Here is a 14,321-nt window from a genome sequence, read left to right as displayed (position 1 = left end):
CTAAAAGCTTTGGTCCTTGGTTCAAATGAATTGGCGAAGCATTCTCGCGGCAGAGCGCACGATTACGATAGTTGGCAGCATAGCTGTTGGTTCGAGTGTCCTCTATGGGTTCATAACGGCTGGCTTATGCAGAATCATGTTTGATCTAGGAGACGTTACGGCGTTGCTCTCGATCGGACTTCCCTTGTTTTTGGTGTCGCTAGTCCTACATGTCTGCCTCCTTCCAAAACATCTCCGTAGGGCTGGAGTGATCGATTAGCGTCTGACCTTGTATTTCGGACATTGCTTGTTACGTGTCCGACGCCGCTTCGCTAAAGTAGTTCTCGCGTATCCCAAGGGATGCGCGACCTCGATGTCTTTGCCTCGCCGCGCGCCAGGTTTCTTAGTCCGAACAAGCCACATGAAGGTAAACAACCGCCTGACGGCCCTTCCCCTTACCGCCCTTGTGTCATTCGCCAGTCATGCACAGCAGGCTCCGGCGATCGCGGACGAAGCGACGGCCGTACGCGCCAACGCCGAGCAGAGCCAGCAGGTCCAACAGCAGCGCGAAGCGCAGCAGCGTGACGCGGCCGTGCGCGCGCCGGTCGTGCGCTCGACGGTGCCGGCGGTCACGGCCTATCCCGACTTGCCGCACGAAGCGCAGTGCTATCGCATCGACACTTTCGCGTTGATGGTCCCGGATACGCTATCCGACAACGCGCGCGCGCAAGGTGCATCGGCGTTGCCGTTCGATCACTTCGCATTCGCGCGTGAGTGGGCGGATCACTATCGCGGGCAATGCGTCGGGCGCGAGGGAATCGCGGTGCTCACGAAGGGTTTGCAGCAGGCGATACTAAGCCGCGGCTACGTGACAACGCGGGTGCTCGTGCCCGAGCAGGACATCGCAAGCGGTACGTTGTCGTTCGCGCTCATGCCCGGCGTGATTCGCGAGATTCGTTTCGTTGAACCCGTCACGCGGGCGTCTTGGCGCTCTGCGTATCCCGCACGGCCGGGCGACCTGCTCGACGTGCGTGCGCTTGAGCAAGGCATCGAGCAGATGAAGCGGCCCGCGAGCCAGGACGCCGACATGAGAATCGAGCCGACCGAGCGGCCCGGTGAGAGCGACATTCTGATTTCGCTCAAGCGCTCGAAGCCGTGGACGCTCGTCGCCTCGATCGACAATTCGGGCAGCCGCGCGACCGGCAAACTTCAAGGCAATGTCAGCCTCGGCCTGGACAACCCGTTCGGGCTGAACGACGTCCTGACCGTCGGCGCGTCGCAAGACCTTTACTTCGACGACAAGGGACTCGGCTCGCACGGCTTCACCGGCTCGTATGCGGTGCCGTGGAGCTACTGGACGGCGTCGCTGTTCGGCTATTCGAGCACGTACTACCAGCAGATCGCGGGCGTCGCGCAAACCTTCGTCTCAAGTGGCAACACGCAGACAGCGGGGATCAGAATCGCGCGCGTGCTACGGCGGTCTCAGAGTGACGTGCTCGGGGCCTATGTGCAGCTGTCGAAGCGGTTCGGCGCGAGCTTCATCAACGACACCGAGATCGAGATCCAGCGTCGCAATAATACGTTCATCGAGGCCGGGCTGACGGACCGGCACTACTTCGGCGGCGCGCAGCTTGACGCCTCGCTCGGCTACCGGCAAGGCGTGGGCGGCCTCGGTGCAACGCCCGACCCGGCGCCGCTTCCGCAGATTCCGGCTACCTCGACGAGCCAGCCAAGCGGCCCGACGTATCGCTACCGGATGGCCGTGCTCGATCTCAACCTCTCCATGCCGTTCGTCCTGGCGGGACAGCCCTTGCGCTATGTGACGAGCTTTCGCGGCCAGTACTCGGCTGATCGGCTGTTCTACGTCGACGACCTCGCGATCGGCAGCCACTACACCGTGCGCGGCTTCGACGGCGCGCAGATGCTCGCGGCCGAACGCGGTTTCTACTGGCGCAATGAGGTGCAGGCGCCGCTCGGACAAACTCGCCAGTCGCTTTACACCGGTGTCGACTATGGGCGGGTTTTCGGGCCGAATACGGCGTTTCTGGCCAGCACGCAGTTGGTCGGCGCCGTGATCGGGATCCGCGGCGGCGTTCCGTTCAACGCCGGCGGTTTGAGTTACGACCTGTTCGCCGCGACGCCGATCCATAAGCCGGCGTCGCTCGTCACGGCGCGCGTGACGTTCGGTTTTCAGGTGACGGCGCAACTCTGAGGCGTCCGGGACGCGTGGTGTCCCGCCTCAACGTGCCTTGATGAGCGCCACGCTACTTGCTCGAGGCCGGGCTGTTGTGAAAGCTCATCTCTCGCATGTCCACCGGCGCATACGGATCTTTGACCCGTTCCACGATCGTACCGACGCGCTCCTTTTCCGCCAGCATGCGGGCTTCGAGCTTTTTCATCTGCCGCCATTCGGTTTCCAGCTCGCGCATGCGCCGCCGGATCGACGCCTCGATCGGGTCGATCTGGTTGCACAGGTCGTTGAGCACCAGGCGGCTGCGGATCAGGTCGAGCAGCACGGCCCGCGTGATGGGCCGCTCGCGATATTGCTCCTGTAGCGCGCGCAGCTTGGCCATCGGAAGCGGATCAACGCCGGCAAGCGATAGTCGGGCAATTCGGAGGGGTTCATCATCGGGGTGACATACTGTATGGATGAACAGTATGTCGCTGTGCTCGGGTCGGGCCCACTGCGTAAATGAATCTGACCCGGGGGACGCATGTGCACGAGCTACAAAGTAGGCGACAAAACCCGCTGGGCGGGCTTCCCGGCCTTCAGCGAGTTTCCGCAGCCTGATTTTGACTACCGCGACGAGGTCTATAAGGACTATGCGGCGCCGATCTTCCGCCGGCTCGACGGCGCGCCCATGACCAGTCCGGCCAGCTTCGGCATCGTGCCGCGCAAGCACATTCCCGAGAACGTCAAGGTCTTCGACACCATGAACGCGCGCGCCGAGACAGTCGGCGAAAGACGGAGCTTCAGCGGCGCATGGAAGAAGCTGCAACTGTGCCTGATCCCGTGTATCGGCTTCTACGAGCCGAGCTATGAGACGGGCAAAGCGGTACGGTGGCGCATCGGCATGGCAGACGGCTCACCGCTGGCGATCGCGGGTCTGTGGCGCGAATGGGATGACCCGAAGGCACAGCGCTCAGTTTCACCATGTTGACAGTGAACGCGCAGGATCACCCGCTCATGTCGCGGTTTCACAAGCCCGGTGACGAGAAGCGCAGCGTCGTGATCGTGCGCCCCGACGCCTATCAGGACTGGTTGTCGTGCAGATCGACCGACGAGGCGCGCTCCTTTCTCACCCTTTATCCGGCGGGCGCGATGATGGCCGAAGCGGCGCCAATGCCGCCCCGCAAACCCAAGCCAAGCGCTGACGGCACGAGTCAGCCATGGTTGATCTAACGACGCGTTAGCCGGGTGACGTTCGATTCCTGGTGAGCACCTCGTCCGCAATGGATGATGTTGTCCGGCAGACATCAGTTACAAACGCACTAATCAACTGGAGTGGTGTCTCCTTAAGCCCCTGCGAACCTCTGTTACGGGAGAACGGCAATGTATGCACTGGCTATCGCGCAGTGCGCGGAAGCAGTCAGGACGATGGACACTTATCTGGACCGCGCCGAACGCTTCGCGCAGGCGAAGAAGTTCGATGTCGCCGTGTTGCTCTCGACACGGCTCGCGCCCGACATGGCGGGATTGCTGTATCAGATCCAGAGCGCCTGCGACTATCTCAAGGGCGGCGCTGCCTATCTTTCCGGACAGCAGCCGCCGCGGCACGAAGACAACGAACAGACGCTTGCCGAAGCGCGCGAACGCATCCGCAAGACACTCGCGTTCGTCGGGAGCGTGGCGGCAAGTCAATACGATGACGCGGCCAGCCGGATCGTTAAGGTATCGTGGGTGCCGGGCACACTGTCGGGCGAGAACTACCTGTTGCAGATCGTGATTCCAAACGTGTACTTCCACGTCGCGATGGCGTATGCGATCTTGCGCGCCAATGGGGTCGATGTCAGGAAGCTGGATTTCATCGGCAAGGTGAGTGCCATCGACGAGTAAGACGCGTGACCCTGCCGTGAAGCACCGCCAAATATTTTGTTACAGCAAAACCGCCCGGCGATGGGCACACTGCGCACTGGCCCGCAAGTCTCTGCCCTGCCAAGTGCGCGGAACATCGCTTGCGGGCCCTGCACGCTTCAAACGCTTTGAACGCCACGGCCCACCCTTCCCCGCCCGATGAACGCCCGCCTGCTCAGCCTCACCCGCATTCCGTTTTTCCTGCCGCTCTCCGCGGCGACGCTGATGCTGGGCATCGCCATGTCGTTCACCGCGCCCTATCTATCGCTCTTCAGCGTCGAGCAGGCGGGCATGACGCCGCTGCAACTCGGCCTCTTCATGACGATGATCGCGGCGAGCGGCGTCGTGACGAGCGCCTTCGCGGGCAAATGGACGGACCGTCGCGGACATCATCGCGAGTTGTTGCTGGCGGCGTTGATTGCATCGGCGCTCGGCTTCCTGCTGCTGTGCCTGGTGCGCAACTACGCGGGGCTGATGAGCATCGGCATCGCGTTCCTCGGCGCGGGCGGCGCGGCCATGTCGCTGGTGTTCTCCTTCGCGCGCTCCGCGCTGCCCATCGAAGACGAAGCCCAGCGCGCCTTCGCGCTCGCCACGCTGCGCACGGTACTTTCCATGGCATGGGTGTTCGGTCCGTCGGTGGGCGCGCTGGTGCTGGCGGGCGCGGGCTTCTACGGCCTCTTCCTGTTCGCGGCGGCCTGCTTCGCGGCATGCGGTGTGATCGTCTGGCGCATGCACGATTCACCGAAGGGCGACCCGCACAGCGCACCCGCGCATTACGCCGGCGATCCGTCGTCGCTGCTGGAAGTCACCGCGCCCGATACCGAAACGCTCGCGCCGCCGCATGCCGGCATCTCACATCCGCGCTCGGACATCTGGCGCGCCACGGTGGCGCTGACGCTCATCGGTCTCGCCGCCAGTGCGACCATGATCGTGCTGCCGCTCTATGTCGTGCACGGCATGCACGGCACGCGCATCGACGTGTCCATCATGCTGGGTCTCGGCGCCTTCCTCGAAATCCCGATGATGCTCGCGCTCGGCGCGCGCGGCTCGCGTCTCGACAAACAGCGCTGGCTCGCCGCCAGCGCCGCCGTGCACATGGTGTACTTCGTCGCGGTGGCGGCGTCGCCCGGCATTCATATCCTGATTCCGATGCAAGCGTTCAGCGCCTTCGTGGTGTCGGTGACGTCCTGCCTCGGCATGACCTACATGCAGGACCTGATGCCGCGCAGCCCGGGCGCCGCGACTGCCTTGTTCTTCAATGCATCGCGCGTCGGCTCGATCCTGTCCGGCGTGCTATCGGGTGTGCTGGTCGCGGCGCTGGGCTATCGCGGCACGTTTCTCGTGTGCGGCGCATTGACGCTGGGCGCATGGGTGCTGTTCATCAATCCGCCGTTCGCGGACTATGCGAGGCGCGCGCATCGGTACTGGAAGGCGCGTCGAAGCGAACGGTTGGCGAAATGAAAGAAGGGGAAATCCGGACAAAAAAAACGTCGTGCCGCATGGCGCGGACACGACGCTGGCCAGCCGAAGCGTCATCGCCTCATCAGGCCCATCACCAGCGTGACGAGGAAGATCACGAGGAAGATGAAGAACAGGATCTTCGCGATGCTTGCCGCTCCCGCGGCAATGCCGCCGAAGCCAAGCGCCGCGGCGATGATCGCGATGATGAAGAAGACCAGCGCGTAGTAGAGCATGACGGTATCTCCCGGGTTATCGAATGTTCCGCGCTTCGCCTGTCGCACGGATCGTGCCTGTAGCAAATCATGGACAAGCAAGCAGTATTCCTTACCGGATGGAGCGGACAGTTTTGCCGTGCTATCCTTGGCTCGCCCTTGCGTACGCCATCGAACCTGCATCGATTTGCGAGCGTGGAGCGCCCGCCTGCCAACGGCCGTTAACTTACGCGGACCGTTTGCCGTTAAATAAAAACAGGACGTTAAATCGACAAGGCGCGGGCCCGCTCCCGTCCCTCGTGCCGTTCCGCGTTAATGAATGGTCATGCAATACGGGCGCCATTCCAGCGGAGCCTCCCGAACAGGGCCATGCCCGCATGGTTGACGATCTGCGGTTCAAGGTCGATCGCCTTGCCATCTGAAGCGCGATACGAGTCCTGGCGCGTACGGCAGGCATCCCGCCACCGTGAGCACGAGTCCGGCACGCCCGGATGTCACAGTCCCCGACGAAAGCTTTGAGTGCGGCGCCCTCGCGGCCCCATTAGGAACGAATTGATGAAATCGGTAAGGAATTCGCTGCGGTCGCGCGTCGGCCGCCTTGTCGCGTGCGGCGTGCTTGCCGTCGCGCTCGTGGCCACCGTGGGCTTTGTCCATTGGCGGCACGAACAGCGCCTCGCAGCGCCCTCGGCCGCTGCCCTGACCGGCGTCGCGCACCAGATGCGGCATGACGCGTCGGCGTGGTCGCATCAGGAGAAGGATGCCTCCGCCATGCTCGCCGATATCCGCGCCGGCCAGGTGGCCGCCATCGGCGTGAGCCGCGAGGCGATCCTCGTCTCGACGCTCAAGGGCGACAAATACTATGTCGCCGATCACAACGGCGCGTTCTCGAATTCCCTGCTGCTCGGCGACCTGAAGCCCGGCAGCGCCACGCCCTATCAGCTGGTCTGGCTGCCGGACGCGGAGGTACGCACGGGCACGGCGCAATGGAGCGAAATGTTCGACCGCTCGCGCGATGCGCTGAGCCTGCTGCTGCCGCTGCTGATGATCGGCGGCCTGCTGTGGTTCATGCGCCGCGAGATGCGCGGCGGCGCGCAGTTGCTCGGCAAGTCGCCGACGCTGCGCTTCGACGACGTGATCGGCGCCGGCGAGGCGAAAGCCGCGCTCACCGACGTCCGCGCCTGGCTTTCCGAGCCCGCGCAGTTCACCGGCATGGGCGTGCGCGCGCCGTGCGGCATCCTGATGACGGGCGGTCCGGGCGTCGGCAAGACGCGGCTGGCGCAGGCGCTGGCGGGCGAATGCGGCGCGAACTTCATCGCCATCACGGGCAGTTACTTCAGCGCGAAGTACTACGGCGTCGGCATCCAGAAGGTCAAGCATCTGTTCGAACTGGCGCGCAAGAATGCGCCGACCGTCATCTTCATCGACGAAGCCGACGGCCTCGGCAAGCGCACCGACACGGGCGGCGGCCCGGTCGAGGCGGAAAGCAACCGCATCATCAACCAGCTGCTCGCGGAGATGGACGGTTTTGCGTCGAATGAAGGCGTGATCATCGTCGCGGCGACCAACCATCCGGACAATCTCGACGAAGCGCTGCGCCGTCCCGGCCGCTTCGACCGCACGGTGCAGGTGCGCCTGCCGAGCCTCGAAGACCGCTCCGAGATTCTGCGCTTCTATGCGGACAGCCTGAAAAAGAAGAGCGACGACATCGACTTCGAACAGCTCGCGCGGCTCACGACGGGTCTCTCGCCGGCGTCGCTCTCGATGATCGTCAACCAGGCGGGCCTCGTCGCGCGCAAGGCCGGCACCCGGGAAGTCGCGGCCGCGCACTTCCTGGAAGCAATCAAGATCGCGCGGATCGGCGACATCAACGGCGCGGAACGCGCGCTGTCCGACGACGAACGCACGCGCATTGCGGTGCACGAGGCGGGCCATGGACTCGTGGCGGCGCTGCTCGGCACCGGCGTGCTGGAGGAAGTCACGATCCTGCCGCGCGGCGGCGCGCTTGGCGTCGCGCTGATCACAAAGATGCAGGACAAGCATCTGTATCGCGAGACGGAATTGCGCAACGAGATCCAGGTGCTGCTCGGCGGACGCAACGCCGAACTGCTGATGTTCAACGAAGCATCGAGCGGCGCCGCACATGACTTGCAGGAAGCGTCGCGCATCGGGCTCGACATGGTGTCGAAGCACGGCTTCAACAGCGACGGCAACCTCTTCAGTCTCGCGGCGCTGCCGCAGCAGTACGCGGGGCTGCAACTGAAGAACTCGATCGAACACGCGAACGCGCTGCTGCACGAGCTCAACGATGCGTGTTTCGCGCTGTTGCAGGCGAACGCGCCGGTCCTGCGGTCGATCGCCGAGCAGTTGCTCGACGAGGAGACCGTGCCGGGCGAAACGGTGTACCGGCTGATCCGCGAGCATGCGGATTCGCTCGCCAATCTCGAAAGCGACGACGAAGCGCTGGCGGCGTAAGCGCCGCATCGGCGGGCGGCCCGCCCGGAGCGATGGCACACTAGGCGGCAACGCCGTCGCTCCCGGTCTTCCATGCCCCTTCGCCTGCCTCCGCTCAATGCGCTGCGCCTCTTCGAGTGCGCCGCGCGTCATCGCAGCTTCAAGCTCGCCGCCGCCGAACTGAACGTGACGCCGGGCGCCGTGAGTCACGGCATCGGCGCGCTGGAGGACATGCTCGGCGTCGAACTGTTCGTGCGCGAGCCGCGCGGCCTGTCGCTCAGCGCGGCCGGCGAGCTCTATCTTCCGTATATCGCCGAGGCGTTTTCGCTGATCGCCATCGGCACCCGTTCGCTGCCCGACCGGCGCAACCGCCGCTCCATCTCCGTCACCTGCGCGCCGACGCTCGCCGCCCGCTGGCTGGTGCCGCGTCTCGGCGATTTCCGTGCGCGCTGGCCCGAAATCGACGTGAGCATCGATACGTCGCGGCGGCAGGCGGGCTTTCCCGTCGATGGCTTCGATTTCGGCCTGCGCCTGAGCCGCGGCCCGGTGGACGGCGCCGCGTGGCTGCGCCTGTTCGGCGAGCGGCTCGTGCCGCTGTGCAGCCCCGCATACCGCGCGATGCTCGCCGCCAGCGGCGACGCACCGGATCTCACGCGCGCGACACTGATCCACGTCGATACCGCCAGCCAGGACTGGCAGGCGTGGCTCGATGGCGCGGGCATGGCGGGGCTCGATCTGCACGGGGGCCTGCGCTTCGACACCGTGCAACTGGGCTTCGAGGCGGCGGCAGCCGGACTGGGCGTGGTGATCGGCCGGCTGCCGCTGGTCGAGCGCGAACTGGCGCAGGGCACGCTGGTGCAGGCATCGGAGAAGGTGGTCGAAACGCAGACCGCCTACTGGCTGTGCGACACGCCGCAGGCCGGCGAGCGCGCCGATCTCGCCGCGTTCAAGGCCTGGCTGATCGAGCAGGCGGCCGGATTCGACCCGAGCGAGCCGCGCGGTTGAACCTGGGTTGAACTGCGCTCAACCGCCGGCGAAAACTTTTCGTTTGTCAGCACGCCCGTGCGCCTGCGACGATGCCCGGCAAGGAGGAACACCGTCCATGTCGTCACTTTCATTCGATGCAAAACGCACCCGCATCGCGGCCTGGGCGCTGATCGGCGCGGCCGGCCTGATCCTGAGCGCCGCCATGGGCGTGCGTCAGACCTTCGGGCTGTTCATCGGCCCGTTTTCCTTCGATCGCGGCCTGCCGGTCACGCTGATCGCCTTTGCCATTGCGCTGCACAACCTCGTCTGGGGCTTCGCGCAGCCGTTCGCGGGCGCCGCCGCCGATCGCTACGGCGCTGCCCCTGTCGTCGCCTTCGGCGCCGCGACCTTCGCCTGCGGACTTGCCATCGCGGGCGCGGCGACCTCGGGCTGGATGTTGATGCTCGGGCTCGGGCTGCTGGTCGGCATCGGCATCAGTTGCACGAGCTTCGGCGTGGTGCTCGCGACGGTGGGACGCGTAGCCTCGCCGGAAACCCGCAGCCTCGCGATGGGTCTCGCCAGCGCGGGCGGCTCGCTCGGGCAAGTGCTGATGGTGCCGTTCGCGCAGGCCGTGCGCGTGCATGCGGGCGTACCGGCATCGATGTATGCGCTCGCCTTCGCGCTGCTGCTGATCGCGCCGCTGGGCATCGTGCTGGATCGCGCCAGCCGGAGGCGCAAGGGGCAGGTTCAGACGCAGCCCGCGGCATTGCCGCTGCGCGAGACACTGGCTTACGCGGCGCGCCATCGCGGCTACCGGCTGCTGACGCTCGGCTTCTTCACCTGCGGCTTCCAGCTCGCGTTCATCGCGACGCACCTGCCCGGCTATCTGCTGCTCTGTCACATGCCGGTGGGACTCGGCGCGACGGCGCTCGCGCTCATCGGCTTCTTCAACATGATCGGCAGTTGGGGATGCGGCTGGCTCGGCGGACGCTGGCGGCAACATCATGTGCTGGCGTGGCTCTATCTGATCCGCGGCGGCACCATCGCGCTGTTCGTGCTGTTGCCGACGACGAGCGTCTCAGTGGTGCTGTTCGCCGCCGTCATGGGCCTGACTTGGCTCGGCACCGTGCCGCTCACCAATGGCCTGATCGCGAAGGTGTTCGGCACGCGCCATCTCGGGACGCTGTTCGGTGTCGTGTTCCTGAGCCATCAGCTGGGCTCGTTTCTCGGCGCATGGCTCGGCGGCTATGTGTTCGACACCACCGGGTCCTACTCGCTGATCTGGGGCGCCACGGCCGTCGCGGGCCTGGTCGCGGCGCTGCTGCACTTTCCGATCGACGACCGTCCGCTCACCGGCGACTCGCTCGCCACGGCGTGAGCGTATCGGCTTACGACGGATTCAGGCAGCCGCGCACCATCGTCGCGTAAAGCGGATCGGCGACGCGCCGCTCGAAGTATTCGACGAGTGTCGAGCCCGCGTCCTGCCGCACGCTCACGCCGATGGTCACGCCCTTGAAGTAGGTCTCCGCGCGCAACCGGACGGCGCCGTCGTGCTTCACGCGGCTGAACTCGCGCGTGCCGTTCTTCCAGCGCGCGGCGATGCACTCCGCCACCTCGGACACCTTCGCCGCCGTGCGTTCCCTGAACACCGGCGAGCGCGCGAACACGCTGTCTTGACGCGAGCACGCCGCGATCATGATGCACAAGCCGATCATCGATACGACATGCCGCGTTTTCATCGGGAGCTCTCCGGGGTGGCGCGTTCAACGGCGACGCGCCGCGTGGTTCGCGTTTTTCATTAACCAGCTGCGCAGGTTCACGGCATCCTGGACGTGCGCGTGCGCGTCAGGTGCGCCGAGAATCACGAACACGACCTGCCGCCCATGCACCGGCGCGATCACGATGAGGCAATGCCCCGCCTCGTTCGTAAAGCCGGTCTTCTGCAGGCCGACGCGCCATGCCGCGTTGTACACCAGCGGATCCGTGTTGCGATACATCAGCGGCCCCGCGCCGCCGAGCACGAGCTTGTGATGCGAGGTCGCATAGTCGCGGATGGTCGAATAGCGATACGCCGCGCGGGCCAGCTTGGTGAGGTCGCGCGCCGTCGAGACGTTGTGCGGCGACAGGCCCGTCGGATCGACGAAATGGCTGCGCTGCATGTGCAGACGCTTCGCGGTGCGGTTCATCGCGCGCACGAAGCCAGGACGTCCGCCCGGATAGTCTCGGCTCAGCGCGAACGCCGCCCGGTTCTCCGACGACATCAACGCAATGTGCAGCATCGTCCGGCGCAGCAGCAGCGAGCCCACCGGCAGGCGCGAGCGCGACCACTTGAGGCGGTCGACATCGGCATCGGTGATGCGCGCGGGCTTGATGAGGGAACGCTTCGAGTCGAGGACGACCATGGCCGTGAGCAGCTTGGTCAGCGAGGCGATCGGCAGGCGCCGGTCGGCGTGGCGCGCGTACAGCGTGCGGCCCGTGGCGAGATCCACGGCGATGGCGGCGCGTGCGTGCACAAGCGGTTTTGAGACGGCGCGCTTCGCGTGCGCAATGAGCGGCACGAGACTCGCGAAAAGGAAGATGAAGAAGACGAGGTGGAATCGGATCATGACGCGTTCAGTTACGCGTCGGGTGGGAAGGGGTATGCAAGGGCGACGGCATGGAGGTGGCGGCGGAAGCGGCGACAAGCGGGAAGCACGCTACCGTAAGGGGCGAGGCTTAAGTGGGACTTAAGGGCGTGGTTTAAGGGAATCTTCAACCTTCTGGACTCGGAGAGAAAGCCTTCAGGTTGCCCGGCCGATGCGCCTCCGCCGATGCTTCCAGTCGATTCACACTCGCTCAAGTCGATTCGTTGCAAGATGGCTCATTTTCAGAGCAAAGATATTGGAAAAATTTTTAGAATATTCAATAGAGAAAAGTGACTATTCCCTGGAGGGTCCAGAATTCGCGTCCATTCTCCCCTACCTTAATGTACTCAGCGCTCATCTTTAATTTCTCCGGCGACAGATTGTCAGGGTTGCCTGTGCATAAATTTCCCAATGAATCGAGATCGATCACAGATAGAACTCCTTCAATCACACCCACCGAAAATTGATCAGCAACGACTGTCCATGTGTTATTTTCTTGGCAAAAAATGATCAAAGACCTTCCATGGGAATCAAGCAACTTCTCCATATTGCTGGCTGCTTCCTTCTCCTGACGAAGAAAGTGCTCCATAGATGAGAACGCAGATGAAGCTTCTCTGCACGCCATAGGATTCTGTTCTCCTACCATTCTGTCTTTTTCATTTATCCGAAAGGGAGTGAATATGTAATGATGTGATGATGTGTGGTGTCCAGGCCGATTCAGCGCCCCGCTTTCTTGACGCTCAATCCTCGCAAGTAAGTTTTTCAGGCCATATTGGCAAAAGATCTTATAACATGTTGCTTGGCTTCACTTTAAACGAACGATAGGCCGCGCAAGCGGCTCTCCGTTTATTTGTGGCACCCGATTACTTATTTGTAATCGTCAGGCACATGTGAAAGCTGACGCTCACTATCCCAAACCGTCGGCTTTTTCTTTTCGTTAAACCATTTTTCTCCACCCGAGATCCACTTAGCCCGTTTTGCTCTTGCGCTTTCTGGAGTGCAATCTTCATAACCGAATTCAGTGCCGCAGCAATCACATATCTCCCATGATGGAGTCTTTCCGTCATCTCCCCACGGAAGAAATGATAGATCGTAACCGCATACTCTGCAATGACAACTATTGCGCATGATAATAGTCCAGGTTCGTTGGGAAGCCGTGATCTGCCGGATTCGGCCTGAACATGGTTTTCGGCGTGCCGTCTGGAAGAGTCACGGCGAAAGTATTTGTTGACGGCTCATAATACACTTTCTCACCATTCGACCTTGCTTTCATCAAAGTACCAGTTGATGGCGATTTCGTAAATTCTCGAGTTCCTTCAAGATATTGCTTCGCATTTTTAAATTCGGGAAACTCACCCTCATGTTTCGTCCAATGATCGAAAGCATTCTTGACGGGCGACTTATTCCTGGTAGCACTCCAGCAAGTCAACCCCCAAGGATCAATCCAGCTTATGGTATTCGGTGCGTATTGATACGGATTCGGGCCGCCAAGCAAGCCGATAGGGTCTCGAGAGACAAAACTGCCCGTCTGCGGGTCGAAGTACCGATGCCGGTTATATCTCAGCCCACTTTCATAGTCTTCATATTGACCTTGCAGCCGGATCGGTTGCTCGATGCGCTCCGTCTCGACCCGATCGACTTCGCCGGTCACGCCGTAGTGTACTTCCCATACGATCTCGCCGTTCGTAATGCGCAGGCGTACTGGCGCGCCGTTCGGGTCGTTTTGGTAGAAGTAAAGATGCTTCGATGAGGCGGACTTTGTCTGCATCGCCAGGGGCTCGAAGCTGCCCAGGTGGTAGGCATAGAAGCGTGCTGTGTCGTGTTTGTTCGAAGCGCTCCGTACCTCACCCGCCATCGCATCGCCGTCCCACAGGAACCAGGTTTGCGAACCGTGCTGGCTATGTTTTCCATGCCACGCCTCGGTCGCCCGCTTGCCGATGCGCCGTCCCAGCGCGTCATAGCGATACGCCCAGCGCTCGTTGTGCGTGTTCTCGAAGCCCACCAACCTCCCGAACGCATCCCACTCGAAGTGCTGCACACCCTGTCCGCCGCCTTGGCGTATCACCATCTGGCCCGCCGCGTCCAGTAGCCAGCGCGCGCCATCGTTGTGCTGCAGTTCTCGTCCGCGTTCGTCGTCACGTACGACCTTGAAGCGGTCTCCGTGGGCGTCGTAGGCGAAATACTTCAGCCGCCCAATCGGATCGGTATGCGCCACAATGCGCCCGAGCGGGTCGTAGCTGAATTGATCGCTACCGGAGCGGCTGTCGCGGCGTTCAATCAAATTGCCGCTGATGTCATAGCGGAAGTCCGTGTCGTCGTCGTGCAAGCCTGCGCGCCGGGTTGCATGACGCGTCAGGCGTCCCGCATGATCGTATTCGTAGGCGTGTTCGAGGGTTTCATTGAACTGTGTTTTGGCCAGCCGTCCCGCAATATCGCGCGTGAAGCGGATCGGTGCGTTGTCGTCGATCTGGATGGATTGCGGCGCGCCCAGCGCGTCATACGTGTACGTGAGCGTCTGCTCGAACACGGAATCGGCTGTTTGCAGCTTGCGCG

At 63.1% G+C, this 14,321-nt stretch carries 14 protein-coding genes; 8 read left to right on the top strand and 6 right to left on the bottom strand.

Annotated elements, in window-relative coordinates:
- Positions 1-400: 400 nt before the first annotated feature.
- On the top strand, positions 401-2,191 hold the full coding sequence (locus tag QCE69_RS38955; protein WP_309936102.1) for a ShlB/FhaC/HecB family hemolysin secretion/activation protein: 1,791 nt from the start codon (positions 401-403) through the stop codon (positions 2,189-2,191).
- Between the two features lie 52 nt (positions 2,192-2,243).
- Here QCE69_RS38955 and QCE69_RS38950 read toward each other — a convergent pair whose 3' ends face one another.
- Positions 2,244-2,552 (bottom strand): hypothetical protein, encoded by a 309-nt coding sequence (locus QCE69_RS38950; RefSeq protein WP_309936101.1) that lies wholly within the window; start codon positions 2,550-2,552, stop codon positions 2,244-2,246.
- 141 nt (positions 2,553-2,693) lie between these two features.
- Between QCE69_RS38950 and QCE69_RS38945 the strand changes: the two genes are divergently transcribed.
- From QCE69_RS38945 to QCE69_RS38930, 4 genes are all read left to right on the top strand, one after another.
- Positions 2,694-3,140: an SOS response-associated peptidase family protein gene (locus QCE69_RS38945; RefSeq protein WP_309936099.1), complete on the top strand. Its 447-nt coding sequence runs from the start codon at positions 2,694-2,696 to the stop codon at positions 3,138-3,140.
- Between the two features lie 2 nt (positions 3,141-3,142).
- A complete protein-coding gene (locus QCE69_RS38940) occupies positions 3,143-3,382 on the top strand; it encodes a hypothetical protein (protein WP_309921876.1) in 240 nt (79 codons plus the stop codon).
- A 150-nt stretch (positions 3,383-3,532) separates the two neighbouring features.
- Positions 3,533-4,036, top strand: coding sequence for a DUF1993 domain-containing protein (locus tag QCE69_RS38935; RefSeq protein WP_309936098.1), 504 nt, complete (start codon positions 3,533-3,535; stop codon positions 4,034-4,036).
- A 177-nt stretch (positions 4,037-4,213) separates the two neighbouring features.
- Complete coding sequence (locus QCE69_RS38930; RefSeq protein WP_309936097.1) at positions 4,214-5,515, top strand: sugar efflux transporter; 1,302 nt, start codon at positions 4,214-4,216, stop codon at positions 5,513-5,515.
- A 71-nt stretch (positions 5,516-5,586) separates the two neighbouring features.
- On the opposite strand, the gene QCE69_RS38925 is transcribed toward QCE69_RS38930, so the two are convergent.
- A complete protein-coding gene (locus tag QCE69_RS38925; RefSeq protein ID WP_035508907.1) occupies positions 5,587-5,748 on the bottom strand; it encodes a DUF1328 family protein in 162 nt (53 codons plus the stop codon).
- A 534-nt stretch (positions 5,749-6,282) separates the two neighbouring features.
- Between QCE69_RS38925 and QCE69_RS38920 the strand changes: the two genes are divergently transcribed.
- The 3 genes from QCE69_RS38920 (at position 6,283) to QCE69_RS38910 (ending at position 10,522) form a co-directional block, all read left to right on the top strand.
- Positions 6,283-8,199, top strand: coding sequence for an AAA family ATPase (locus QCE69_RS38920; protein ID WP_309936096.1), 1,917 nt, complete (start codon positions 6,283-6,285; stop codon positions 8,197-8,199).
- Between the two features lie 72 nt (positions 8,200-8,271).
- On the top strand, positions 8,272-9,183 hold the full coding sequence (locus QCE69_RS38915) for a LysR substrate-binding domain-containing protein (protein ID WP_309936095.1): 912 nt from the start codon (positions 8,272-8,274) through the stop codon (positions 9,181-9,183).
- Between the two features lie 97 nt (positions 9,184-9,280).
- A complete protein-coding gene (locus QCE69_RS38910; RefSeq protein ID WP_309936094.1) occupies positions 9,281-10,522 on the top strand; it encodes an MFS transporter in 1,242 nt (413 codons plus the stop codon).
- Positions 10,523-10,532: 10 nt separating this feature from the next.
- Here QCE69_RS38910 and QCE69_RS38905 read toward each other — a convergent pair whose 3' ends face one another.
- The 4 genes from QCE69_RS38905 to QCE69_RS38890 form a co-directional block, all read right to left on the bottom strand.
- The gene (locus QCE69_RS38905) at positions 10,533-10,883 is read right to left on the bottom strand and encodes a hypothetical protein (protein ID WP_309921891.1); all 351 of its coding nucleotides are present in this window, start codon (positions 10,881-10,883) and stop codon (positions 10,533-10,535) included.
- Between the two features lie 24 nt (positions 10,884-10,907).
- Positions 10,908-11,750 carry a serine hydrolase gene (locus QCE69_RS38900; protein WP_309921894.1) on the bottom strand — a complete coding sequence of 281 codons (843 nt, stop codon included), beginning with the start codon at positions 11,748-11,750 and terminating at the stop codon, positions 10,908-10,910.
- Between the two features lie 295 nt (positions 11,751-12,045).
- Positions 12,046-12,414, bottom strand: a complete 369-nt coding sequence (locus QCE69_RS38895; protein WP_309936093.1) for a hypothetical protein — start codon at positions 12,412-12,414, stop codon at positions 12,046-12,048.
- A gap of 471 nt (positions 12,415-12,885) precedes the next feature.
- The coding region (locus tag QCE69_RS38890; RefSeq protein WP_309936092.1) for an RHS repeat-associated core domain-containing protein at positions 12,886-14,321 on the bottom strand (1,436 nt) is incomplete at its 5' end.

Source organism: Caballeronia sp. LZ032 (genome assembly GCF_031451315.1).
GTDB lineage: Bacteria > Pseudomonadota > Gammaproteobacteria > Burkholderiales > Burkholderiaceae > Caballeronia.
The sequence above is the reverse complement of the archived record's forward strand: the minus strand, read 5'-3'. Positions and strand labels throughout refer to the sequence as shown.

Bases quoted from the DNA above. Each gene is read 5' to 3' on its own strand.
- QCE69_RS38945 (WP_309936099.1), top strand. From the start codon at position 2,694: ATGTGCACGAGCTACAAAGTAGGCGACAAAACCCGCTGGGCGGGCTTC.
- QCE69_RS38935 (WP_309936098.1), top strand. From the start codon at position 3,533: ATGTATGCACTGGCTATCGCGCAGTGCGCGGAAGCAGTCAGGACGATG.
- QCE69_RS38955 (WP_309936102.1), top strand. From the start codon at position 401: ATGAAGGTAAACAACCGCCTGACGGCCCTTCCCCTTACCGCCCTTGTG.
- QCE69_RS38900 (WP_309921894.1), bottom strand. From the start codon at position 11,750: ATGATCCGATTCCACCTCGTCTTCTTCATCTTCCTTTTCGCGAGTCTC.
- QCE69_RS38905 (WP_309921891.1), bottom strand. From the start codon at position 10,883: ATGAAAACGCGGCATGTCGTATCGATGATCGGCTTGTGCATCATGATC.
- QCE69_RS38920 (WP_309936096.1), top strand. From the start codon at position 6,283: ATGAAATCGGTAAGGAATTCGCTGCGGTCGCGCGTCGGCCGCCTTGTC.
- QCE69_RS38950 (WP_309936101.1), bottom strand. From the start codon at position 2,552: ATGGCCAAGCTGCGCGCGCTACAGGAGCAATATCGCGAGCGGCCCATC.
- QCE69_RS38925 (WP_035508907.1), bottom strand. From the start codon at position 5,748: ATGCTCTACTACGCGCTGGTCTTCTTCATCATCGCGATCATCGCCGCG.
- QCE69_RS38915 (WP_309936095.1), top strand. From the start codon at position 8,272: ATGCCCCTTCGCCTGCCTCCGCTCAATGCGCTGCGCCTCTTCGAGTGC.
- QCE69_RS38930 (WP_309936097.1), top strand. From the start codon at position 4,214: ATGAACGCCCGCCTGCTCAGCCTCACCCGCATTCCGTTTTTCCTGCCG.
- QCE69_RS38895 (WP_309936093.1), bottom strand. From the start codon at position 12,414: ATGGTAGGAGAACAGAATCCTATGGCGTGCAGAGAAGCTTCATCTGCG.
- QCE69_RS38910 (WP_309936094.1), top strand. From the start codon at position 9,281: ATGTCGTCACTTTCATTCGATGCAAAACGCACCCGCATCGCGGCCTGG.